22 protein-coding genes and 1 riboswitch are annotated in these 22,960 nt (G+C 44.3%); of the genes, 5 read left to right on the top strand and 17 right to left on the bottom strand.

All coding sequences use genetic code 11. The features are described from left to right. Window positions 1–512: 512 nt before the first annotated feature. A complete protein-coding gene (locus tag L1D37_RS22050; protein ID WP_017061054.1) occupies window positions 513–965 on the top strand; it encodes an RNA-binding protein in 453 nt (150 codons plus the stop codon). On the opposite strand, the gene murI is transcribed toward L1D37_RS22050, so the two are convergent. Genes murI through btuB form a run of 3 tightly spaced genes read right to left on the bottom strand, consistent with a single transcriptional unit; the run spans window position 928 to window position 4,344 of the window. Next, window positions 928–1,734, bottom strand: coding sequence for a glutamate racemase (murI, locus tag L1D37_RS22045; RefSeq protein WP_239849188.1), 807 nt, complete (start codon window positions 1,732–1,734; stop codon window positions 928–930). The two genes, L1D37_RS22050 and murI, sit on opposite strands and share 38 nt — an antisense overlap. Before the next feature lie 60 nt (window positions 1,735–1,794). After that, window positions 1,795–2,460 (bottom strand): adenine nucleotide alpha hydrolase, encoded by a 666-nt coding sequence (locus L1D37_RS22040; protein WP_239849187.1) that lies wholly within the window; start codon window positions 2,458–2,460, stop codon window positions 1,795–1,797. A gap of 48 nt (window positions 2,461–2,508) precedes the next feature. Further along, window positions 2,509–4,344: a TonB-dependent vitamin B12 receptor gene (gene btuB, locus L1D37_RS22035; protein WP_239849186.1), complete on the bottom strand. Its 1,836-nt coding sequence runs from the start codon at window positions 4,342–4,344 to the stop codon at window positions 2,509–2,511. A gap of 39 nt (window positions 4,345–4,383) precedes the next feature. Continuing rightward, a riboswitch (cobalamin riboswitch) is annotated at window positions 4,384–4,588 on the bottom strand. Between the two features lie 154 nt (window positions 4,589–4,742). On the opposite strand from btuB, the gene trmA reads away from it, so the two are divergent. Further along, window positions 4,743–5,852 (top strand): tRNA (uridine(54)-C5)-methyltransferase TrmA, encoded by a 1,110-nt coding sequence (trmA, locus tag L1D37_RS22030; protein WP_239849185.1) that lies wholly within the window; start codon window positions 4,743–4,745, stop codon window positions 5,850–5,852. Window positions 5,853–5,934: 82 nt separating this feature from the next. Here trmA and L1D37_RS22025 read toward each other — a convergent pair whose 3' ends face one another. After that, window positions 5,935–6,306 (bottom strand): YijD family membrane protein, encoded by a 372-nt coding sequence (locus tag L1D37_RS22025; RefSeq protein ID WP_017061049.1) that lies wholly within the window; start codon window positions 6,304–6,306, stop codon window positions 5,935–5,937. Continuing rightward, window positions 6,306–6,947, bottom strand: a complete 642-nt coding sequence (gene fabR, locus L1D37_RS22020) for an HTH-type transcriptional repressor FabR (protein WP_010438693.1) — start codon at window positions 6,945–6,947, stop codon at window positions 6,306–6,308. Before fabR ends, L1D37_RS22025 begins: the two co-directional genes overlap by 1 nt. A gap of 327 nt (window positions 6,948–7,274) precedes the next feature. Between fabR and sthA the strand changes: the two genes are divergently transcribed. Next, window positions 7,275–8,675 (top strand): Si-specific NAD(P)(+) transhydrogenase, encoded by a 1,401-nt coding sequence (gene sthA / locus L1D37_RS22015; protein WP_102478815.1) that lies wholly within the window; start codon window positions 7,275–7,277, stop codon window positions 8,673–8,675. A gap of 183 nt (window positions 8,676–8,858) precedes the next feature. On the opposite strand, the gene dinF is transcribed toward sthA, so the two are convergent. The 4 genes from dinF to L1D37_RS21995 all read right to left on the bottom strand — a co-directional run bounded on the left by dinF (window position 8,859) and on the right by L1D37_RS21995 (window position 12,384). Then, a complete protein-coding gene (gene dinF, locus L1D37_RS22010) occupies window positions 8,859–10,214 on the bottom strand; it encodes an MATE family efflux transporter DinF (RefSeq protein WP_239849184.1) in 1,356 nt (451 codons plus the stop codon). Window positions 10,215–10,330: 116 nt separating this feature from the next. Continuing rightward, complete coding sequence (locus tag L1D37_RS22005) at window positions 10,331–11,209, bottom strand: class I SAM-dependent methyltransferase (protein ID WP_239849183.1); 879 nt, start codon at window positions 11,207–11,209, stop codon at window positions 10,331–10,333. A gap of 97 nt (window positions 11,210–11,306) precedes the next feature. After that, the gene (gene lexA, locus L1D37_RS22000; RefSeq protein ID WP_019820514.1) at window positions 11,307–11,927 is read right to left on the bottom strand and encodes a transcriptional repressor LexA; all 621 of its coding nucleotides are present in this window, start codon (window positions 11,925–11,927) and stop codon (window positions 11,307–11,309) included. A gap of 94 nt (window positions 11,928–12,021) precedes the next feature. Next, window positions 12,022–12,384 carry a diacylglycerol kinase gene (locus tag L1D37_RS21995; protein ID WP_132788353.1) on the bottom strand — a complete coding sequence of 121 codons (363 nt, stop codon included), beginning with the start codon at window positions 12,382–12,384 and terminating at the stop codon, window positions 12,022–12,024. A gap of 220 nt (window positions 12,385–12,604) precedes the next feature. On the opposite strand from L1D37_RS21995, the gene plsB reads away from it, so the two are divergent. Further along, window positions 12,605–15,028, top strand: a complete 2,424-nt coding sequence (gene plsB / locus L1D37_RS21990) for a glycerol-3-phosphate 1-O-acyltransferase PlsB (protein ID WP_239849182.1) — start codon at window positions 12,605–12,607, stop codon at window positions 15,026–15,028. Window positions 15,029–15,126: 98 nt separating this feature from the next. On the opposite strand, the gene ubiA is transcribed toward plsB, so the two are convergent. Next, on the bottom strand, window positions 15,127–15,981 hold the full coding sequence (gene ubiA, locus L1D37_RS21985) for a 4-hydroxybenzoate octaprenyltransferase (RefSeq protein WP_239849181.1): 855 nt from the start codon (window positions 15,979–15,981) through the stop codon (window positions 15,127–15,129). Continuing rightward, window positions 15,982–16,521, bottom strand: coding sequence for a chorismate lyase (locus L1D37_RS21980; protein WP_164913326.1), 540 nt, complete (start codon window positions 16,519–16,521; stop codon window positions 15,982–15,984). 162 nt (window positions 16,522–16,683) lie between these two features. Between L1D37_RS21980 and L1D37_RS21975 the strand changes: the two genes are divergently transcribed. After that, window positions 16,684–17,091: a flagellar basal body-associated protein FliL gene (locus tag L1D37_RS21975; RefSeq protein WP_017061041.1), complete on the top strand. Its 408-nt coding sequence runs from the start codon at window positions 16,684–16,686 to the stop codon at window positions 17,089–17,091. A gap of 80 nt (window positions 17,092–17,171) precedes the next feature. Here L1D37_RS21975 and glpG read toward each other — a convergent pair whose 3' ends face one another. From glpG to ftsY, 6 genes are all read right to left on the bottom strand, one after another. Beyond that, window positions 17,172–18,014, bottom strand: a complete 843-nt coding sequence (glpG, locus tag L1D37_RS21970) for a rhomboid family intramembrane serine protease GlpG (protein ID WP_239849180.1) — start codon at window positions 18,012–18,014, stop codon at window positions 17,172–17,174. 48 nt (window positions 18,015–18,062) lie between these two features. Next, the gene (glpE, locus tag L1D37_RS21965; RefSeq protein WP_076651411.1) at window positions 18,063–18,383 is read right to left on the bottom strand and encodes a thiosulfate sulfurtransferase GlpE; all 321 of its coding nucleotides are present in this window, start codon (window positions 18,381–18,383) and stop codon (window positions 18,063–18,065) included. Between the two features lie 442 nt (window positions 18,384–18,825). Then, window positions 18,826–19,683 carry an RNA polymerase sigma factor RpoH gene (gene rpoH / locus L1D37_RS21960; protein WP_017055518.1) on the bottom strand — a complete coding sequence of 286 codons (858 nt, stop codon included), beginning with the start codon at window positions 19,681–19,683 and terminating at the stop codon, window positions 18,826–18,828. Between the two features lie 177 nt (window positions 19,684–19,860). Next, a complete protein-coding gene (gene ftsX / locus L1D37_RS21955; protein ID WP_137002207.1) occupies window positions 19,861–20,829 on the bottom strand; it encodes a permease-like cell division protein FtsX in 969 nt (322 codons plus the stop codon). Continuing rightward, window positions 20,819–21,493 (bottom strand): cell division ATP-binding protein FtsE, encoded by a 675-nt coding sequence (ftsE, locus tag L1D37_RS21950; protein WP_004740528.1) that lies wholly within the window; start codon window positions 21,491–21,493, stop codon window positions 20,819–20,821. The genes ftsX and ftsE overlap by 11 nt, the downstream gene beginning before the upstream one ends. Before the next feature lie 77 nt (window positions 21,494–21,570). Next, entirely contained in the window at window positions 21,571–22,839 is a 1,269-nt protein-coding gene (gene ftsY, locus L1D37_RS21945) for a signal recognition particle-docking protein FtsY (RefSeq protein WP_239849179.1), read from the bottom strand. Window positions 22,840–22,960: the final 121 nt, after the last annotated feature.

The following is a 22,960-nucleotide window of genomic DNA, read 5'->3' as shown; positions in this document are numbered from 1 at the left end:
TGCCAAATAACCGAGGTTATTTGTATTGGTCACTCAGTTCATTGAAATCATTTTGATTCCGAAGAATCTGTTTTATCTAACGATAAAACGTTTTGATATTCATCAACGAGTGCCCACACAGATTGATAGGTTTAAATTGTTAAAGAGCTCTAGCGTTTTGTGATTCACATCTCAGTCGCTAGGGGTGCGTACTATACCTGCACCACTTTGAGAGTCAAGGGTTATTTTCAAACTCTTTTTCTCTACCGATTTCGCTGTGCGACTTTCGTCTCACTCCGTGTCGGTGAGGCGGCATTATAGAGAGATTGAAGGGGAGCACAAGGGCTTTTTGAAATAAAAGTTTTGTTCGCCTAAAAAGCCACCAGATCCGCATTTTTCGAATAAAAACTAAACATTTGAGACGTATCACAGCAATACATTGGAAAAATGGAAGCCATGAACGTAAGATTCATGTGTCTATTTTGTTAATGGTAGATGCGTCTATTTCGTTTATTAATATGTAGTATTCTGATATGAACTCAAAAAAATCGATGTTGTTAATTGTCGCACTGGCTGTACTAGGCGGCATTGTTTTCTCTCAGGTAGATATATCGCCTGCAATTACCTTTATCCTTGGTGTCTTGGCTTCCGCTTTTGTTGTTAACTTTTCAAGCACCGACTCAAAATCAGATTCAGAACCTAAGGCTTCAACAAAAACACTTTATGTGGGTAACCTTCCATACAAAGCAAACGAATCACATGTGCGTGAATTATTCTCAGAGCATGGTGAAGTCTTTGCGGTGCGTTTAATGAAAGACAAACGCACTGGTAAAAGAAGAGGCTTTGGATTTGTTGTTATGGCAAGTAATGATGTGAATCATGCAATCTCTGCCCTTAATGATAAAGATTACATGCAACGAACTTTAAAAGTACGTGTTGCAAATGATCCTAAACATCCTGAAGCGGACGAATCTGAACTGAGCTAAACCCTAACTGCTTTAACATGCTATTTAGTGCACTTTCTTTTTTAGGAAGTGCACTACAAAAAACCTCACGTACTCCCCCCTCTTTATTATCACTTTCCAAATCCAATAAATCTTGCACTCGCTTGGCGATCGCTTTACCAGAATCAACCAATAAAACATTGCTACCTAGGACCTGTTGAATCTCTGACTTTATCAATGGGAAATGTGTGCACCCTAAAACGGCCACATCAATAGTATTGAGCATCGGTTGAAGGATTTGCTGCAACTCTTGAAGATTAATCGCCTCACCTCTGAGTTTCTCTTCAGCCATATCCACCAGCCGAGTAGAGCCTAAAAGCTCGACTCTTTTATTACTCGAGAAGTTTTTGATTAAGTCATGCGTGTATTGACGAGTGATCGTTGCCGGAGTAGCAATAAGACCAACCGCTTTATTAGCAAGCAGGGATGCAGGCTTAATTGCCGGTACAACACCGACAATAGGGATAAGGTTATTGGCTCTGAGTGTCGGTAAGACAATCGTGCTCGCCGTATTACAAGCTATCACTACAATATCAATCGCGTGACTAGCCACAAAACTGGCCACGATACTTTGAACTCTGCGAATGAGCACTTGCTGGTCGAGTTCACCATAAGGATAAGCCTCGTTGTCGAATACATAGATATAGTTATGATTCGGTAGTAACTGACTTATCTCTTTATATACAGATAGACCACCCACTCCAGAATCAAAGACCAATATATTTTTTTGTAGACTATCCGACACAGCGATTACCTATAATAAGTTTCGTTGCAATGATACTCCTTCGCTTAGTTTTCGCCAATCCTCACTCTATATAATGCAAGCTTGATAGCGTTGATGAACAAAACGCTCACCTTGTTCTACATTTTCTAACTCTATCTTAATCTTTCCTTTAAAACACGGCGCTGACGTGACTAGGGTATGGAACTCACCGTCTTCACCACATGGATCGACATGACTCGGTAAACTGTCTATTAGTTCTGACGTGTATTTCTGTCCACAGTAGCTCTTATCCAATGCGTCGCTATCAACCGTGACGAGAAAGGTTTCGATTCCTCTGTTTATTATCTCACTAGCTAGAACCTGACTACTCTCTCCCAGAAGAGGAAATACACACTCCCAACCCGCAGGCTCTATATAGCTTTTTCGGTAGTCGGCTATTCCGTTACAAAACATATCGCCAAATGCGACCGCATCAATTGATAAGCCAGACCCTTTCAATGCTGAGACAATCGTACTTTGGTAAATCTCATTGCTTGGGAACACTTCTGGAAGCTCTATGGTGATGAGGGGCAAACCGATTAATTGCGCTTGCATGGCAACCACATCAATAGGAGTTACCTGGAAGGGGACTTCATCTCCAACATACGTAGTATAGAGAGCAACAACTTCATACTCGATACTCTCAAGCAAACGCTCTAGGGTTAAGGTGGAGTCTTTACCTGAGGACCAGCTTATGACGACTTTCTTTTTCATTGATATACCCAATAAGAAAAAACCGCCCGAAGGCGGTTTAGGTGTTAATTAGAATTGGTAAGTAGCATTCACGTAATATGTACGCTCTGGTGATGGGTATCCACCAGCAGTCTCGTATTCTTCGTCAGTTAAGTTATCCACTCGACCATTTAAAGTAAGGTTTTCATTCGCATAGTAGTTCACTGAAACATCAAACAAGCTATACGCTGCGAGATCTTCAGAGAAGTCCGGTCTCTCACCTACATATTGGTAACCAAGTGAAACATCAACCTCATCGAAACTAGCCACTGCATTATACTTGTAAATCTTCTTAGCTCGGCGTATCAGTTGCTCACCAGATTGATCTTCTGGATCTTGGAAGTTAGCGCTCACTTGGTGATTAATAAAGCTAGTATCAAATCCAACGACCATTTCCACACCACGTAGTTGGCTTTCGCCATCGGTATTGTAGTACTTATTTGTCGCATAGTTGTAATCAATTAAGTCTTCAACGTTCGTGTCATAGCCAGTAATCGACCAATCAACATCCTTGATTAAGCCACCAAAAGTCAGCTCGAATGAATCTGCCTTTTCAGCTTCTAACTGTGCATTACCGTAGTAGCTGTATAGTTGATATAAGTTAGGTGCCTTGAAAGATGTGCCATAAGCTGCTTTCACGACAAGCCATTCAGCATAACGATAGCCTAACCCAGTGTTGTAAGTGGTTTCGGCACCAAACTGTTCATTGTCATCCACGCGAAGGCTCAGTTCGCCAAACACTTTATCCGCATCAGCGTTTAATGCTGCAAAGTATGCAACATTCGTTCTGTCATATTCAGTATTCGAAGGCTTCACAATATAAGCCTCATCACGCCAATCTACACCGCCGCTTAGAGTCAGTGCCGAAGTCAGTTGGTATGAATTCACCCATTGAACATTTAGCTGTTCAAGCTCATCAGATGTTGCTGACGCTGAGTTCTTGCCTAAAGACTGTTCGTAGTTCCAGTTATCTTGATTCTGATAGTTAACGAGGAAATCAGACTTAAGTTCACTGCCACTATATTTAACCCCAGCAGCAAAGGTAGAATTCTGAACTTCTGCCTCTTTGTAAGAGTGGACAGGTGCTCCTGTAATATAATCAACATACGAACCATCATATTGAGAGATAGTCTCGAACATGCGGAAGTTAGCAAAACCACTCCATTGCTGATCAAAGTTATGAACATAACCAATTAGTGCGTTGCGCGATTCAAAACCATGGCGGTCACCATCATTTATTCCAGGCATTGGATGAACGTTGTATCCCTCATCGGAATCATAACCAACAGACACGTTCAAGTGACCATTTTCACCGACCTTAGTACCACTAACAAAGCTCAGCTCTTGGTAATCTAGGCTTCCTAAACCTGCACTTACCGCCGTTTTTTCATTATCAGAGTTTGCAACAGTAATAATGTTGATAACACCGCCGATAGCTTCTGAGCCATACATAGCGGCACGAGCTCCTCGAACGTATTCCACTCGGTCAACGAATGTAATTGGTAACTGACTAAAATCGACACCACCCTTTGCAGCTCGCGCAAAACGAATACCATCAATGAGAACAAGCACTTGGTCAGAGTTAGCACCACGAACAAAGATCGAAGCTTGCTGTCCTCGGCCTCCATTTTGTGAAACCTGAATACCCGTTAAGCGTCTAAACACATCTGTTAGAGACTTAGCTTGAATTCGATCGATGTCTTGGCGTGTTACTACTTCTACTTGAGCGACAACACTTTCCGTGCTTTGCTCAAAACGGTTAGCCGTAACCACCATGGTTTCGTCGGCAGAGGCTTCTTGGGCGTGTAAATTGGAGATAGGTGAAAGCAGCGATGCTACAGCAATCGCTAAAAGGGATTTGTTCATGTTGTTATCCTAAATCGCGTAAATTCCTACCAAACCACATCTTATGGTTTAGCTACTGGCAGGTATTCGGACTCAAGAGCACAACCTTATGGTTACCTTATATTCGACTTCCCACAAAAAGCTATTTGCAGTGTCTTATGAATACTTGTTCTCTTTTACCGCTGCGCGTCAGTTCTGGATTCACACCAGATTCCCTCTTCAGCCATCTATACATCTAAATGGCACCAGCTTGCCGAAGATAGTATTGACCTCTGAATCATTTGTCTAGTCTAAGATAGTTATAAGCTATAGTTTTCATGGCCTATTTACACTGATTAGCTCTCAACACTGGACAAGCGCCTGTGATTGAATAAAATCTGCGCTCTTGATTTAAAAGCACGACAGCAAAAGGCATAACAATGGCGAATTTAGATGTAAACCCGCAACGCTACCAAGAACAACTGGCAGAAAAGACTGAGCGTCTTACTGAAATGTTCTCAGAATATAATGTGCCTGAGCTGGAAGTGTATGAATCTCCAGAACAACACTACCGCATGCGTGCTGAGTTCCGTGTGTGGCATGAAGGTGACGATATGTATTACGTCATGTTCAATCAAGAGACCAAAGAAAAATACCGCGTAGACCAATTCCCTGCAGCTAGTCGTCTCATCAACGACTTAATGCCTTTGTTAGTCGATGCAATGAAGGACAACTATTCTCTACGCCACAAGCTATTCCAAGTAGATTTCCTTTCTACACTAAGCGGCGAAATTTTGGTGTCACTGCTTTACCACCGTCAATTGGGTGAACAGTGGATTCAAGATGCTAAAGCACTTAAACAGCAATTAAACGATGAAGGTTTCAATCTAAACCTGATTGGTCGTGCTCGTAAGATGAAGATCGTTTTAGACCGTGATTACGTTATTGAGAAACTAGACGTAAATGGCGATAGCTACATCTACCAACAAGTAGAAAACAGCTTTACTCAACCAAACGGAAAAGTAGCAGAGAAAATGTTGGAATGGGCTGTCGACTGTACTCAAGACAGCAAAGGCGACTTGCTTGAGCTGTACTGTGGTAACGGTAACTTCTCATTAGCATTGGCACAAAACTTCGAGCGTGTACTGGCAACAGAACTAGCGAAGCCATCAGTAGAGTCAGCGCAATACAACATTGCAGCCAACAAGATTGAAAATGTTCAGATTATTCGTATGTCTGCGGAAGATTTTACCGTAGCAATGGAAGGCAAGCGTGAGTTCCGTCGTCTACAGCAAGCGAACATCGATCTTAAGAGCTACAACTGCAACACTATCTTTGTCGATCCACCGCGTTCAGGTATGGATGTTGATACTTGCAAGATGGTTCAAGGCTACGAGCGCATTATGTACATCTCTTGTAATCCTGAAACGTTGAAAGAGAACCTAGAGATCCTAAGCGAAACACACGATATCACTCGTTTTGCTCTATTTGACCAGTTCCCTTACACGCACCACATGGAAGCTGGCGTATTCCTAGAGCGTAAAGCGTAAGTCTCGCTTTCTAAATCTAAGTCAAACAGCAGATACAAAAAAACGAGCCCATTGGCTCGTTTTTTTATATTTCTAAATCAGCTTAAGCGGTTTTACCGATAAAGCCTAGTTTCTTACCTACCCATGCAAGAAGCAACATCGCGACAATAATCGCAAAGAAGTTTGAGCCAGCGTCAGGGTGTTGTGCCTTCACAAAAGCCGAATGGCCAAATGCACCTACAAAGAAGCAAGCTAAACCTACTAATGGAATATCTTCAGATACTGGGTTAGTTAGGTACTCTTGGTAAAGTGCTTGTACAGCCAAGACTAAAGCAATCAGTGGGAAAATAGAGAAGCCCACTTCGCTCATCGTTACCCAAGATAGCAGAGCATCACCACACACACCGGCAATAACAGCAAGTACGAGTGTCTTTCTTTCTGAACCACGGTTTACAGTATTATTTTCATTCGACATTATTCAATCCCGCCTTTTAATCGGTTACGTTCACGTTCTTTACGATACCAAAAAGCCCCTTTGGCCATCATTCGCAATTGCATGATCAAGCGTTCAGCCAGTTCATCTCGCTGACGTCGATCTAAATCTAATGCTTCTGCCCCTGAGTTGAAAACCAAGATAACGGAGGCTTCAGCTTGAGTAAAAGCTTCGTCTCGTGTCATGCCGGTTGTTATCAAATATTCGGTTAACTCAGCAGAGAAGTGCTGTATCTCACGAGCTACCGCCGCACGAAACTCAAACGAGGTTCCTGAGCGCTCTCGTAATAACAGTCTGAATACGTTTGGACTGCTTTCAATGAATTCCATAAAGGTTTCAACCGATGTGCGAATCACACTGCCTTCTTTTACTATGCGTTGCCTAGCTTGTCGCATGAGCTGGCGCAGTAGTAAGCCACCTTCATCAACCATGGTTAAGCCAAGCTCATCCATATCTTTGAAGTGACGATAAAAGGAAGTCGGTGCTATTCCAGCCTCACGAGCGACTTCTCTCAAGCTTAGGTTGGAAAAACTACGATCGGCACTGAGTTGGCTAAATGCTGCATCGATTAAGCTGCGACGAGTTTTTTCTTTTTGCTGTGCGCGAATGCCCATTGGTTTCATACTTTATCAATTTCTTCTTTTACAGCCTAAACAGGCATGTCTAATACTCTCTTCAATATAACGCGAATCACTTATTTATATAAGGCACTCTGGTTATATAAGACACTCAACACGCCTCTTTGTTCACGTACCGAAGTAAATACGTTCGAAGAAAAAATTTCAATATCCACACTGTCATTTGGAGACATACGACATACCAAATATTATTTTTTCGGTAACACTGCGTGATCTCACCGACTCTCTGATGCCCTTTTCATGTACCCAAGAACAGAATCAGTTAAAATCTCGCTAAAGCAATGTTAATCAAATATAACAAGGAAGATATCTATGCCACACTCCAACCACTTTGATGTAATCGTAATTGGTAGTGGCCCCGGAGGCGAAGGGGCAGCGATGGGATTAACCAAAGCCGGGTTGAACGTTGCAATCATTGAAAAAGAGAGCAGCGTTGGTGGCGGTTGTACCCACTGGGGAACCATTCCTTCCAAAGCACTGCGTCATGCCGTAAGCCGTATTATTGAATTCAATAACAACCCACTGTTTTGTCAGAACAACAAAAGCATTCACTCAACGTTCTCTAACATTCTGGGGCACGCGAAATCAGTCATCGATAAACAGACTCGATTACGCCAAGGCTTCTATGACCGCAACCAATGCACGTTGGTATTTGGTACTGCACGTTTTATCGATACCAACACTGTCTCGGTAATGCAAAGTGACGGTACTGAAGAACATTACAGTGCAGACAAATTTGTTATCGCGACAGGCTCTCGCCCTTACCAACCAGACAACGTCGACTTCCTGCATGAGCGTGTCTACGACAGTGACTCGATTCTTTCTCTTAAACACGATCCTCAACACATCATCATTTATGGTGCTGGCGTTATCGGTTGTGAGTACGCGTCTATCTTCCGCGGTTTAGGTGTCAAAACCGATCTCATCAATACTCGAGACCGCCTACTGTCATTCCTAGACAACGAAACTTCTGATGCGCTTTCTTACCATTTCTGGAACAGCGGTGTGGTAATTCGTAACGATGAAACCTTTGAGAAAATCGAAGGCACGGACGATGGTGTGATCATTCACCTAGAATCCGGCAAGAAAATGCGTGCGGATTGCCTACTGTATGCCAATGGCCGAACCGGTAATACCGATAAACTGAACCTTGGTGCGGTTGGCTTAGAGGCGGATTCTCGTGGACAAGTATCAGTAAACACCAATTACCAAACCAATGTGGACCATGTTTACGCGGTAGGTGATGTGATTGGCTACCCTAGCCTAGCGAGTGCGGCTTATGACCAAGGTCGATTCGTTGCACAAGCGATTGTCAAAGGTGAAGCTGAACGCCACCTTATTGAAGACATCCCAACTGGTATCTACACCATCCCTGAGATCAGTTCTGTAGGTAAAACCGAGCAAGAACTAACGGCTGCGAAAGTACCGTACGAAGTGGGACGTTCTTCATTCAAACACTTAGCTCGCGCTCAAATCGCCGGTAAAGATATTGGTAGCTTGAAGATTCTGTTCCACCGTGAAACCAAAGAGATTTTGGGTATCCACGTGTTTGGTGAGCGTGCTGCTGAAATCATCCATATCGGCCAGGCAATAATGGAGCAAAAAGGTGAAGCGAATACCATCGAGTACTTTGTGAATACCACCTTTAACTACCCAACGATGGCAGAGGCTTATCGTGTTGCAGCACTTAACGGACTTAATCGTTTGTTCTAAATAAAGAACCAACAGGAGTATTTGACCACCCATAGGCCAAATACATAAACAGCAAGCCATGAGCTTGCTGTTTTTATATAAGATACTGAATGATATGACGATGATAGCAATTAGATCATGATGTTCTAAATACCCCTTTACCTGTACAGCCTCATTTACTCTCCACAAACAGAGCCCTCAGAGCTAAGCGAGAAACTCCCCCTTCTTCCACTGAGAAACAAACAACACCCCAAGACCAATTCCGCGCATTGCCATAAAGCTCAGCATCGCCAGCCACAGAGCATGGTTTTCTAAGCTAGATGCTAGGAAGAAAATCGCGAAGAAACTGCAGGTCGCAACAAACATGCTATTGCGCATATCTTTACCCTTGGTTGCCCCAACAAAAATACCATCAAGTAGGAAGCACCACATAGAGACCAGCGGCATTGCGATTAACCACGGTAAATACACTTCAGCTTGGCTCTTCACGTCTGGGATTGTGGTGATCATATTAATCAAACTAGACCCTGCAATCGCGAACACGATAGTGAGTACCAAGCAAATATTGAAGCTCCAGAAAAAGGTGCCAATCAATGATTGGTTTAATTCATCTTTATCTTTCGCGCCAATCGCTTTACCGACCATGGCTTCCATCGCGTAAGCGAAGCCATCCATCCCATAAGAGATGATCATCAAAAAGCTCATCAATACCGCATTAGCCGCCACAACATCATCGCCAAAGCTTGCCCCTTGGAAAGTCATAAAAGTAAAAGTAGCTTGTAGACATAATGAGCGGAGAAAGATATCGCGATTCAGTTTTACGAAACGGCTCAAGCCTTGACTGGTTTTCTTAAGCAAATCCCACGGTGAAGGAAGTTGTCTCTTAATCCAGATTCGATAAACGCAGATTAAGCCAAACGTTAAGCCTGCATAATCAGCCATTACTGATGCCAACGCGGCACCTTCAACCTGCCACCCAAGACCAATAACAAATACGATATCCAAAACGATGTTGGTGATATTGGTGATAATCACCATCCACATTGGCGCTTTGGCATTTTGGGTACCAAGTAGCCAACCCAAAATCACAAAGTTAGTGAGCGCAGCAGGTGCACTCCATGCTCGGATTGAAAAATACTGCTGACCATAGTGTTTCACTTGATCACTGGCACTACTCAAAGAGAAAACCAGATCCGCAACCAAGCTATGCAAGAGTAAGAAGACACCAGCAAACCCTAAGGCCATGGTCACACCTTGCACAAACACCAAACCGAGCTGCTTGCCATCGCCTGCGCCATAAGATTGTGCTGCAAGCCCAGTTGTCGACATACGCAAAAAACCGAGCAGCCAGAAGGTCACGCTGATCATAGTTCCACCTAATGCCACACCACCGAGATACCATGAATGCTCCAGGTGACCGATAACCGCGGCATCGACTAAGCCAAGAAGTGGAACGGTAATATTGGAAAGAACCATCGGGATCGCGAGCAACAGCACTTGTTTGTGCATTGCTTGATTAGATAGCGTTTGAAAAATAGTTTGGGGATTAAATAACTTCACGATCACCTCTTTGATTAGAGGCGATAGTTTAACCTAGTGAGTAGGCTTTCACTATGTTGCGAGGTTTTGCTTATGGCGAGGTGGGCTTTAGTGATTTGTAAACTAAACCGTTGACACTACCATTTAACCAACACCAATTGTGGTGTTAAACGCTTTTTGACTTGAGAGATCTTGCACAATAATCGCTGCCATAATTTCCAACGATTACATTGCTGATCTAGTGGAGAAAAGGCTTTTACCCATTGCGTCCATGGTAACCAATTTAGAATGCTATCAACTGGGGAAGATAAGCCATGAGCATAGTCACCAGAACCAAGCTTTTTGCCTAGAGTGCTTGAGCTTTTGTCTCCCGCTAATACTAAACACGCATGTGCATGAGTAAAGTAGCGGCTCAGAGACTGAATAAAGTGCGCGGTCTGCTGTTCATTACAATCAAGCAGAGCATGTTCACACACCACCATCACCGATGCTTGCTCTGGGATATTAAGTTCATCTAACCAAGTTAAGTCGTCAACAGAGCCACACTCTAAACGATAGCGTTCATTTTTGTGGAACAAGCGTTGTCGCCAAAGCAGATTCTCGGTTACATCCAGCTCAACCCAATGACAGCGACCATTATCTAAACGGTAGAAACGGGTATCGAGCCCTGCTCCCACGTTAATAACCCAAGCATCTGGGTTATGAGATAAAAACTGTTGAATTTGAGAATCACAAAGTTGAGTCAGAGTCGCGTAAAGGAGTTGTTGTTGGTCGAGTTCACCGGTAAGGCATTCAGGTGCGAGTTGGCAACGCTTGCAGGCTTGAGCTGCAATAGGGTCATAAACTAAGCCATCGTCGGCAAGGCTTTCGCGGCTGCGAAACCAAAGATGTTGAACAAGATTCGTCGGAACTTGAAATTCTTGATGAGCAGACCCTTGAGCAGAAGAAGCCCTTTGATCAGAGGCGCGCGGCTTACGAGTAAGCGGCTTTGTTTGAGGTTTGGTTGGGTTTGGCATCATCATCTTCCTTGTATCTCGACAAAGAAGATGATAATGAATATCAATTACAATAACAAGTTATTGAGAATAAATATCAATAAGCTGTGTGTAATGACTACATCCAGTCGGTGTTACGAATGATACCAACAGCAAGGCCTTCAATAGACAAGTGTTGAGATTCAAGATCGACATGGATTGGAGAAAACTCTTCATTTTCAGCATGTAACAGCACTGTTGAACCTTTACGTTCTAGGCGTTTTACCGTTACATCATCGTCGACACGCGCCACGACAACCTGACCATCGCGAACATCTTGAGTTTTATGAACAGCCAGTAAATCACCATCCATAATACCGATGTCTTTCATACTTTCGCCATTTACACGAAGTAGGAAGTCAGCCTGTGGTTTAAACATGCCAGGGTCAACTTGGTAATGCATTTCTACATGCTCTTGAGCCAGAATAGGCTCACCAGCGGCAACCTGACCGATTAATGGTAAACCTTGCTCTTCGTTTGCTGCATCTTCAAGCAAAATACGAATACCGCGAGACGCACCCGGGATAATCTCAATCGCTTCTTTACGAGCAAGAGCTTTCAAATGTTCTTCTGCAGCATTAGCAGAACGGAAGCCTAGTTCACGCGCGATTTCTGCACGTGTCGGTGGCATACCGGAATCTTCGATCTTACCTTTGATAAGGTCAAAGACTTGTTGCTGGCGGGGCGTTAACGGCTTCATGATTCACCTGTCTTTTTATACAGTTGACTGTGAGTATATCCAGTAACTGAACAAAAGCAAAGCAATTGGTTGTTTTTAGTTCATTTTTAACGAATTACAAAAACAAGATCTCTAACCACACATAACCCGCGAGCGCCAAACAGATGAAAACGGCCGCTGAACCGACATCTTTCGCCATCCCAGATAACTCATGATGTTCGCTGCCAATTCGATCGACGACCGCTTCTATCGCGGTATTGATCAATTCAACCACCATCACCAACACAACCGACGAGATCATCAAGATTCGCTCTACTTGGCTTACGTCTAGGTAAAACGCCAACGGAATAAGCACCGCAGCCATAAACACTTCTTGTCGAAATGCGGCCTCGTTTTTAAACGAACTCGTGATGCCTTGCCATGAAAAGCCTGCCGCTTTCACGATACGTTTGAATCCGGTGTTTGATTTTTTCGCCATTTTTAACCCTATACTCAATCAGTCGATGAATGATTTTCCACAAACTTAACGGCAATATGACTATTTCCATTAAAAGGTTAGACCAGTTTCTGGTATTCTTGCATCGATTAAATTTACGCCTAGGCCTATCCCTATTTCACTCATAGGTTTTATCCTTTTCATCATAGAAATAGAGATACGCTTAAGCACATTGAAATAACTATTGAGGCAGTGAACCTATATGTCTTCTGGACAATCTTTTTCACGTTCATTAATGAAGCTACCTTTATCCGTTTTGGTAAAAGGCACATCAATCCCTTCAAACCCAGTTGAGGATTTGAACATTGATTTAGGCAAACCGATTGTATACGCCTTACCGTTTCGCTCAAGTGTCGACCTGCTGACGCTACAAAAGCATGCGTTGGAATTAGGCCTACCTGATCCATTAAGCAAGCTTGAAATAAGTGGCAAATCACTGCAACGCTACGTTTTTATCTCTTCTCGCAAAACACTGCTGCAAGACGATGATTATGTACCAAGCTCTTCTATTGAAGTTTTCTCTGAGCTGCTTTCACTGCATGCTGAAGACTCTGAGCTCGATGTTCAAGTTATCCCAGCCACAGTGCTGTGGGGACGTAAGCCTGGTAAAGAGAATAACCAGAAACCTTACCTACAAGCAATGAACGGCTTAGAGAAGTCTAAAGCGGTATTACTTGCAGGTCGCGACTGTTTAGTGCGCTTCAGCCCTGTGGTTTCTCTACGTTACATGGCTAACTCACACGGTACTGACAGCACCATCGCACACAAACTGGCGCGTGTAGCTCGAATCCACTTCTCTCGTCAAAAACTTGCTGCCTCTGGCCCTAACCTGCCAAGCCGCCAAGCACTGTTCGATCGCCTACTAAAATCAGAAGCGATCAAAAAGGCGATAGAAGACGAAGCGAAATCAAAGAACATCTCGATCGAAAAAGCGAGCAAAGAAGCTCAAGACATCATGGACGAGATCGCTGCGAACTTCTCTTACTCGCTGATCAAGCGTGGTGAGAAAATTCTTGGTTGGCTATGGAATAAACTGTACCAAGGCCTGCACATCAGCAACGCTTCAACGGTTCGTAAACTGGCGCAAGATGGTCACGAGATCGTTTATGTCCCTTGTCACCGTAGTCACATGGACTACTTGCTGCTTTCTTACGTGCTTTACCACGAAGGCATGGTACCTCCGCACATCGCTGCTGGTATCAACCTGAACTTCTTCCCTGCCGGTCCTATTTTCCGTCACGGTGGTGCGTTCTTTATTCGTCGTAGCTTCAAAGGCAACAAGCTGTACTCGACTATTTTCCGTGAATACCTAGCGGAATTGTTCGCTAAAGGTTACTCGGTAGAGTACTTCAGCGAAGGTGGCCGTTCTCGTACTGGTCGTTTGCTACAAGCTAAAACCGGCATGCTAGCGATGACAATCCAAGCAATGCTGCGTGGCATGAACCGCCCAGTCACACTTGTTCCTGTGTACATCGGTTACGAGCACGTAATGGAAGTCGCGACTTACGCGAAAGAGTTGCGTGGTAAGCGTAAAGAGAAAGAAAACGCGAGCCTAGTAATTCGTACTATCCGTAAACTGCGTAACTTTGGTAAGGGCTACGTGAACTTCGGTGAGCCGATTCAGCTAAACCAATATCTGAATGAGCATTCGCCAGAGTGGACTAAAGACATCGACCCAATGGGTACCAGCAAACCACAATGGATGGCTCCTGTGGTGAATGATCTTGCCACCAAGATGATGACGCACATTAACGATGCGGCCGCGACCAACGCACTGACACTGTGTGCAACGGCTCTGCTTGCGTCGCGTCAGCGTGCGTTGTCTCGTGACTCTTTGGTTTCTCAGATCAACTGCTACTTGTCTCTACTTAAGAATGTGCCTTACTCAGACACGTTCACGGTACCAAAAGACAGCGCAGAAGAGTTGGTAAAACACGCGGAATCATTGAACAAGTTCCTGATTGAATCCGATTCTATGGGCGACATCATTTCACTTGATCGTCACCAATCGATTCTGATGACTTACTACCGTAACAACATCATTCACTTGTTTGCTCTGCCGTCGTTAATTGCTCAGATGACCATTCGTCAGCGCGGCTTATCAATTGACGCAATTCAAGAGAACGTAGCTGCTATCTACCCGTTCTTGAAGAAAGAGTTGTTCTTAAGCTACGACGAAGATCAGCTTGAGACTGTGGTTGCGAACATCATTGATGAGCTTGTCAGCCAAGGCATGCTGATGGTGTCGGACAATGAAGTCACCATCAACCAATCGAACAGCCAAGCACTGATGCTACTAGGTCGTACGATCTCAGAGACGCTACAGCGCTACTCTATTGCTCTCAACTTATTGGCAGAAAATCCTGAACTGGATAAGTCTGATCTTGAGCAGAAGAGCCAGGACATCGCACAGCGCCTTGGTCGCCTACAAGGTATCAATGCGCCAGAGTTCTTCGACAAAGGTGTATTCGCATCGATGTTTGCAACGCTTAAGCAGCAACAGTATCTAGATAACGATGGTAACTGCGATTTAGAAAAGACTCAGCAATTCGCTAAGCTTCTTTACTCAATGCTTTACCCAGAAGTACGCTTGACGATTCAAGAGAGCATCCACCAAGTAGAGTAACCGCTTGGCAAGCTCGCTTTATTCGCTAGGCTAAACGATCAAAAAAGGCACCCGATGGGTGCCTTTTTATTTTTGTATTCTATTACTCTAACAACTGCTTACCAGAAGGTAATAAACAAGCCAACGGTGACTGCCATTCCAACGTAGTTGTTGTTCAGGAAGGCCTGGAAACATAAATCTCGGTCGCGATGACGCATCAGGTGTTGTTGGTACACAAACAAGCTACCAGCCACTAACAATGCCCAGTAGAAGGTATCACCCAGTTGGTAATGCATGCCCAGAGCAATCAACATCGCCAGTGTCACAAGTTGCAAGAAGCCAACAATCAGCTTATCGAAGCGCCCGAATAAAATAGCCGTCGACTTGATGCCAATTTTCAGATCATCGTCTCGGTCAACCATCGCATATTGCGTATCGTAAGCAATCGTCCACAGCGCATTAATAACAAAGATAAACCAGACCACACTTGGTAGTTCATTGGTTTGTGCTGCCCATGCCATTGGAATTGCCCAGCTAAACGCTAATCCAAGGAACAACTGTGGAAGGTGTGTAAAACGCTTCATGAAAGGGTAAATGAACGCTAAGCCAACGCCGATAAAAGAGAGCTTGATGGTTAGCGGGTTCATGGTGAGCACCAACAAGAATGAAACCACAGCTAGCACTAAAAATAAGATTATCGCTTCTTTACTGGAAACCAAACCTGAAGGTAATGGACGCTGCTTGGTGCGTTTAACGTGTCCATCAACTTTGCGATCGGCAAAATCATTGATCACACAGCCAGCTGAACGCATCAGTACCACACCGAGTACGAAAACAGCCAAGACATCCAAGTCCGGCATGCCTTGTGCGGCGATAATCAGCGACCATAACGTAGGCCAAAGAAGTAATAGGGTACCAATCGGGCGATTCATTCGCGTTAATTGCCAATACGCCTTCGCTTTGGTGGCAAGCATTTACACACTCTCCTTAGAGTAAATGGGTGATGTTGGTAAAAACAGTTCTGCCACAAGCATCGGTTTATGGTTCATCCATAATCGAGAACGACGGGCGAGCAATCGCTCATCGCCTGCGATAACCCAACCGACTTGCAGCGCATCTCGCTCCACGTTCTCAGCGCTGAAAACGGTTAATCCAAGCGGGACATTACCTTGTTGAGAAAGGTCGGAATGCTGATCTTCTAGCGTCACTCGGGGAATCAAGGTTCGACCTAACACCCACGGTTCGCCATCACCCTTTAAAATCACTTTACGCAGTAAGCAATCAAACGATGATAAAAGATGTTCCTCGTCTTGTTGTAGCCTTGAGCGTTCTACAACTTGATTATGAAGCAACTCAACAGACAGGTGCTGACAGCTCTTGCCCAACTTGCGGGAAAGAGAACCTTGCTCCATAAGCCACTCTTTGGTGGTTTCATTAGGAAAATCAAATGTTTCTGTACTTTGCCAATCTACATTCATTAACGAATTAAGATACAGCGATATTGGCTGATTCATACTAGTATTCAATAGGTGACTTTACACGTACAATAAAGCTTCAACTTTCGAACAAAATTAAAGCGTTCTTCGAATTGTAAACGTATTTAGATTTAGACCGCTCATTGTAACAAGACTAATGCGTTTCGAATATCGCGAATAAACTAAAGAAAAGTCACAAATATGCACAAACGTTATGTAGCCCAAATAATTCTTGCGATTACCCTACTATTTTCAGCATCAAGTTTCGCTGAAGAGGAATCGGCACCCAAACTCGCCTACTTCACGCTAGAGCCAGACCTGACCACCAATTTTTATACTAAAGGTAAAAAACTGGGCTACATTCAGGTTCGCCTCGATATCATGGTCGCGAACAGCAATGACCTAGCTGCTATTGAGCATCACCAACCATTAATCCGCGATGCCGTGATTGAATTACTTGGTAAACAAAACGAAGAAACGATTAAATCTCTGTCTGGTCGTGAAGATTTGAGAAAGACTTTGGTTGAACACCTCAACAAGATTCTGCTGCCTGAAACGGGCAAAACCCTGATCGCTGACTTACTGTTTACCAAGTACCTTTATCAGTAATGATGTAAAAACGAATCCCAATAAAAAAGCGGCTCATCTGGCCGCTTTTTTGTATCTATCGATTCTCGGTGACTAGCACGCTAGCTTGTTGCCGATTTCGGCGCTTTCATTGAATCCACAAAGCCGATAATCACACCTGCGACCAAACCTGCTAAGTGAGCGGTATTAGCGATAGCCATGAACGGCTGCATATACCCAAGTACCAACCACACCAACATAAAGCCGACGATCTGTCTTGGAATACCCAAACCAAGTTGCGGTGCTTTGGCGCCAACTACCCATAGGTAACCAACCAAGGCATACACTACTCCAGATAAGCCGCCGAAGTTCGCACCTTCCACCCAATACTGACCCGCGCCAGAAAGCGCAGAAGAGACAGCAAAGATCTGCAGTAACTTGAGGCCGCCTAACTTTTTCTCAATATCTCCGCCCAGTTGCCACCACCACAAGATGTTGAATGCTATGTGCATAACCGAGAAATGCAAAACAGCGTGACTGAGCCAGCGCCACAATTGCCATTGCTGTCCATCAACCGCTGGGAAATGTAAGGTATTAAAAATCGCCTGCCCGAAACCTATCTGTTGCAGAGCAAAAATCACCACACATACCAACATGATACTGAGTGTCACAGGGCCAGCTTTGGCTTTTATCATGCCCATGAAACTTGGCGTGTGATAATGGAAGTTGCTCTTTCTGGTCTCAGCCATGTCCCAAGACGCCGCTTGATAGCGCTTATGATTGGGTTCCGACAAGAAGCGATTGAGCTCAGCTTCGGTTTCAACCTGAAATTGACCATCAATAAGCCAAAGCGCAAAACGCCCTTCCCCCTCAGGAGACATCTGAATAGGGATCTGACGAGACGCCATATAATCAATAAATGCTTGAGCAAGACGTGGGTTGTCTAACACCATCAATCTAATCATTGGTACTTCCTATTCATGCTATGAGAGATGCTTGAAGCTTAAAGGTAATTAACCAGCAATCACAGGAAGTTCAGCACGGTGCCAAGCTTCGAAACCGCCATCTACACTATATACCTCTTCAAAGCCTTGGTTCACTAAATATTGTGCAGCACCTTGGCTACTAATACCGTGGTAACACATCACCAAGATAGGTTGCTCGAACTCAACCTCATCCATGAACGACACCATAGTATCGTTGGTAAGGTGGTAGGCTGTTTTTGAGTGCGCAACCGCAAAAGACTGCGGGTCACGTATATCGACAAGTCGAGCGTCGCCTTGTTCAATGAGGGCTTGAGCACCTTTAACGTCGATATGTTTAAACTGGTCCATGACTTTCTCTTTTTTATACTGATTTACTTTGCTGCCATTGTAACCTATCCCAAGGCTAACAATCACATCCACTTAATAAGGTTATCCACCAGCGATCACTTTTACACCATTTGTGGATAAATCTGTGAATTGCGTGAATAAAGTGCCTTTTCAAAAATAGATCCACAACATGTAGTAATGATCCTGATCTAACTGTGGGTTAACTAAAACATATCCCCACTCGAAAAACCCGTTCAAAGCCTTACTACACCCTGCTTTTAGACAGCTGACGAATAAACTTCTCACAGAGTTATCCACAAAATCATTTTGCAAATTTCGATCGCAAAACTTGAGAAATCGATCCAAAACAAAAAGGCCGAGATCTCTCGATCTCGGCCTTTTCAAAATTCAGTTATTTGCTAGCTACTATTAGAAACCAAATATTATTAGGAACTAAATGCTATTAGAAATCACCAACGGCTTGTTTCAGTTTCTTCATCGCATTCTTTTCTAATTGGCGAACACGCTCTGCAGAAATGCTGTAGGTATCCGCTAAGTCTTGTAGCGTTGCTTTGTTGTCATCTAACCAACGTGAGCGAACAATGTGTTGGCTACGCTCGTCTAAGCTTGCTAGTGCTAATCCTAGGCGATTATTGGTGTGTGACTCCCAGTTAGCCGCTTCAACCGTTTCAGCAACGTCTGATGCTTTGTCTTCTAGGTAATAAACTGGAGCTGTGTAAGCAGAACCGCCGTCGTCATCGTCCATAGGCGCTTCAAACGTCGCGTCTTGTGCCGCTAAGCGAGATTCCATTTCACGAACTTCAGAAGGCTCAACACCTAGCTCACGAGCAACCGTCTCAACTTCACCGTTATTAAACCAACCTAAACGCTTTTTAGACTTACGAAGGTTAAAGAACAGTTTACGCTGTGCCTTAGTTGTCGCTATTTTAACGATGCGCCAGTTACGCAGCACGTATTCATGGATTTCAGCTTTTATCCAGTGAACTGCGAAAGAAACCAATCGAACACCAACTTCTGGATTGAAGCGCTTAACAGCCTTCATCAAGCCGATGTTACCTTCTTGGACGAGATCAGCCATTGGCAGCCCGTAGCCAGAGTAGCCTCTTGCAACGTGCACCACGAATCGTAAGTGAGAAAGGATCAAGCCTTTCGCAGCGTCGATCTCACCTTTGTAATGTAATCGCTCTGCAAGTCCACGTTCCTCTTCAGGCGTCAGCATTGGGTAGCTGTTCGCTGATCGGATATAGCTATCTAAACTATCTTGTGTGACTAAAGCCATTTGATACGCTTGGTTTGCCATTCGGTTCCTCATCAATCTCTGATCTGGAGTAATACATCTATTAAAACCCGACAATCTTGAACCTAAAATGAACAGGTTTCAAGGAGGGGGAAGTAATTATGCATAATCAATTCGTCTATACAAGGCAAAAACTGGTTAAGAAGTGCCTATTTTTCGTCTAAATATGACTCTATTCACCTAAACTGGTTCAATTTCTTTTAGGTGACGCTGTGCAGAAAGCTTCGCAGCCACACTACCAAGCAGGGTTCCGACGATCAAAAGCAGTAAAGATTCATCCCAGCTCAGGCCAATTAAGCGGAAGTGGCTGTCATACAGCTGAGCCAAGTCATCCACTGCGCTATTCAGTAATACGGTAATCAATGCCGTCATTACCCAAGCGCTAATCGAACCTAAAACACCAAACCACATCCCAGCATAAAGGTATGGGCGAAGGATGTAGCTGTCGGTCGCACCAATCAGCTTCATGGTTTGAATCTCTTCTTTATGCGCCAACACATTAAATCGTAATGTATTGCCGATAATCAAAAATACTGCGCCTAGCATCAATACCGTTAAGGTAATTACGATGACGGCTGCTAACGCTTTGATAGCGTCTAGTCTAGCCAACCAATCTTCGTCTAGGCGAACATCGGTGACGAGCTCTTGCTTTTTAACGGTGCCAGCAAGTTCTTTAATTTGAGTATCGCTGTGTACGCTTGGCGTAATCACCAATACACCAGGCAGTGAATAGTCGTCTAAGATAGTTAGGGCATCTTCGAAACCAGAATACTGGCTGAGATCGGCAAGTCCTTGCTGCGGTGAAATGTATTCCACCAGCTCAACTTGCTCCCAACTTTCAATTTCATCCTTGAGCACCATTACTCTAGGCTCAGGAATGCCATCCTCTACATAAGCACTAATTTGTGACGGGCTTGTGACATCTTGCGCCACTTCACCCACGTTTTTACCCAATAGGTACAAACACGCAGGCATCGCCAACGCCATTGAGATCACCGCAAGGGTCAGCAAATTACCCAGCGGGCGCTGCCACATCTGCGAGAACGATGACTTGGCTTGTTTCCAATGCACAACAAAGAAGCCATCACTTGAAGCGCGGCTTGCTGCTCGATTAGATTGAGGTTTCTTGATGCGCTTATTAGCGGCCATAGTCTTCAACCTCACTCAAAAAGCCTTGGTTTAATTCAAGATGACGATATTGAGGGCGAGTGTTCACTAACCCGATATCGTGCGTCGCTAGGATGATCGTCACACCGGCACGGTTAAACTCTTCAAACAGTCGCAATACGCGGTTAGATAATTCAGGATCTAAGTTACCCGTCGGTTCATCCGCTAAAAGTAGAGTTGGGCGGTTCACCACAGCGCGAGCAATACCCACGCGTTGCTGTTCACCACCAGAAAGTTGGCTTGGTAAACAACGGGCTTTGTCGAGTAAGCCAGTTTTATCCAACGCAGCACTCACTCGGCGCTTTATTTCGTTTTCAGAAATAGATTCAATACGCATAGGCAGAGCAACGTTATCGAAGATCGAGCGATCCATCAGCAGGCGATGGTCTTGAAAGACAATCCCGATATTACGGCGTAAAAACGGGATGTCTTTAGCTGGGATACGTGTGATGTCGTGATCGTTGAACCAGACACGTCCATCGGTTGGACGCTCTATCGCGCAGATCAACTTCAGCAAGGTACTTTTACCAGCACCGGAGTGCCCGCCTAAAAATGCCATCTCTCCACGTTTGAGGTGAAAGTCCACTTTTTGGAGCGCTTGGCGTCCGCCTCGGTAGGCTTTACTCACTTGCTGAAATTTGATCACCGAAAATTCCTCTTACGATCACTAATATCAAATTTAAAACGGTAGCAGGTTAAGGATAAACCACTTTGCTACTCGCGTTACTCTTCGCGGCTAAATAGCGCTTCAATAAAGTCTTTTGACTCGAATGGACGTAAGTCGTCAATGCCTTCACCAACACCAATGTAACGAATTGGAATCTGGAACTGGTCTGCAATTGAGAAAATCACACCACCTTTCGCCGTACCATCAAGCTTAGTTAGCGTAATACCCGTTACCGGTGCAACTTCACTGAATAGTTTTGCTTGGCTGATAGCGTTCTGACCTGTACCTGCGTCAAGCGTTAGCATGATTTCGTGTGGTGCAGAGTCATCAATCTTCTTCATTACGCGAACAATCTTACGCAACTCTTCCATTAGGTTGCTCTTGTTCTGCAAACGACCGGCTGTATCGGCAATCACGACATCAACGCCACGTGCTTTCGCCGCTTCAATCGCATCGTAGATAACTGACGCACTGTCCGCACCTGTATGCTGAGCGATAACAGGTACATCGTTACGTTGACCCCAAACCTGAAGTTGTTCAACGGCTGCTGCACGGAAGGTATCACCCGCCGCTAGCATCACTTTCTTGCCTTCGTTTTGGAATTGCTTCGCTAGCTTACCGATAGTGGTTGTCTTACCTACACCGTTCACACCAACCATTAAGATAACGTAAGGTGTTTTCGTGGTATCAACAACTAATGGCTGTTCCACTTGGCTGAGGATATCCGCCATCTCATCTTTGAGCAGACCATAAAGCGCTTCACCGTCTTTTAGGTCATTGCGAGATGCTTTTTCTGTCAAGTTTTCAATGATCTTCACTGTGGTATTCATACCCACATCAGCGATCAGAAGCTGCTCTTCTAGCTCTTCAAACAGATCTTCATCGATTTGCTTACCTTTGAACAGACCAAAGAAGCCCGCACCAATGTTTGCTTTAGTACGGCTTAGACTACGCTTAAGGCGAGCAAAGAAGCTTTCTGTCGGCTTCTCTTGAACTTCTTCAACTTGAGCTTTAGGAGCAACGACTTCTTCCTGTTCTGCTTCTGCTTCTGCTTCTGCTTCTGCTTCTGCTGGGACAGGTTGCTGCTCTTGTTGAGCTTCTTCAAGCGCTTGCTCTGATTCAGCAAGCTCAGATTCAACTGACTTAGCTTCAGTTGATTTAATTACTTCAGCTTCAGACGCGGCTGGTTCAGCCTCGACTTGTGATTCAACTTCAGTTTGATCTTCAACGTTTTCTACGTTCGCTTCATTCTGAGTTTTTGGGCTTTGTTCTTCTTCACCAAAACCAAGCCACGATAATAATCCGCGCTTCTTTTTTTCCGTCATCCGAGGAGTTTCCTAGATCTACTAATTAACTGTATTGACTTAATGCACGTCGACTCTTTGCTATTGTTATACAATACAAGCTTGTACAAACGAATAGTAAAGAAAAATGACAAAGCAGTGA

The organism is Vibrio sp. Isolate33, assembly GCF_022397895.1.
Lineage (GTDB): Bacteria > Pseudomonadota > Gammaproteobacteria > Enterobacterales > Vibrionaceae > Vibrio > Vibrio pomeroyi.
Note: the sequence above shows the minus strand (reverse complement) of the source record. Positions and strands in the feature narration are given on the sequence as shown.

What these genes read in the sequence shown, in the direction of transcription:
- L1D37_RS22050 (WP_017061054.1), top strand. Translation starts at nt 513, where the DNA reads ATGAACTCAAAAAAATCGATGTTGTTAATTGTCGCACTGGCTGTACTA.
- L1D37_RS22040 (WP_239849187.1), bottom strand. Translation starts at nt 2,460, where the DNA reads ATGAAAAAGAAAGTCGTCATAAGCTGGTCCTCAGGTAAAGACTCCACC.
- btuB (WP_239849186.1), bottom strand. Translation starts at nt 4,344, where the DNA reads ATGAACAAATCCCTTTTAGCGATTGCTGTAGCATCGCTGCTTTCACCT.
- trmA (WP_239849185.1), top strand. Translation starts at nt 4,743, where the DNA reads ATGGCGAATTTAGATGTAAACCCGCAACGCTACCAAGAACAACTGGCA.
- L1D37_RS22025 (WP_017061049.1), bottom strand. Translation starts at nt 6,306, where the DNA reads ATGTCGAATGAAAATAATACTGTAAACCGTGGTTCAGAAAGAAAGACA.
- fabR (WP_010438693.1), bottom strand. Translation starts at nt 6,947, where the DNA reads ATGAAACCAATGGGCATTCGCGCACAGCAAAAAGAAAAAACTCGTCGC.
- sthA (WP_102478815.1), top strand. Translation starts at nt 7,275, where the DNA reads ATGCCACACTCCAACCACTTTGATGTAATCGTAATTGGTAGTGGCCCC.
- L1D37_RS22005 (WP_239849183.1), bottom strand. Translation starts at nt 11,209, where the DNA reads ATGCCAAACCCAACCAAACCTCAAACAAAGCCGCTTACTCGTAAGCCG.
- lexA (WP_019820514.1), bottom strand. Translation starts at nt 11,927, where the DNA reads ATGAAGCCGTTAACGCCCCGCCAGCAACAAGTCTTTGACCTTATCAAA.
- L1D37_RS21995 (WP_132788353.1), bottom strand. Translation starts at nt 12,384, where the DNA reads ATGGCGAAAAAATCAAACACCGGATTCAAACGTATCGTGAAAGCGGCA.
- plsB (WP_239849182.1), top strand. Translation starts at nt 12,605, where the DNA reads ATGTCTTCTGGACAATCTTTTTCACGTTCATTAATGAAGCTACCTTTA.
- ubiA (WP_239849181.1), bottom strand. Translation starts at nt 15,981, where the DNA reads ATGCTTGCCACCAAAGCGAAGGCGTATTGGCAATTAACGCGAATGAAT.
- L1D37_RS21980 (WP_164913326.1), bottom strand. Translation starts at nt 16,521, where the DNA reads ATGAATCAGCCAATATCGCTGTATCTTAATTCGTTAATGAATGTAGAT.
- L1D37_RS21975 (WP_017061041.1), top strand. Translation starts at nt 16,684, where the DNA reads ATGCACAAACGTTATGTAGCCCAAATAATTCTTGCGATTACCCTACTA.
- glpG (WP_239849180.1), bottom strand. Translation starts at nt 18,014, where the DNA reads ATGATTAGATTGATGGTGTTAGACAACCCACGTCTTGCTCAAGCATTT.
- glpE (WP_076651411.1), bottom strand. Translation starts at nt 18,383, where the DNA reads ATGGACCAGTTTAAACATATCGACGTTAAAGGTGCTCAAGCCCTCATT.
- rpoH (WP_017055518.1), bottom strand. Translation starts at nt 19,683, where the DNA reads ATGGCAAACCAAGCGTATCAAATGGCTTTAGTCACACAAGATAGTTTA.
- ftsX (WP_137002207.1), bottom strand. Translation starts at nt 20,829, where the DNA reads ATGGCCGCTAATAAGCGCATCAAGAAACCTCAATCTAATCGAGCAGCA.
- ftsY (WP_239849179.1), bottom strand. Translation starts at nt 22,839, where the DNA reads ATGACGGAAAAAAAGAAGCGCGGATTATTATCGTGGCTTGGTTTTGGT.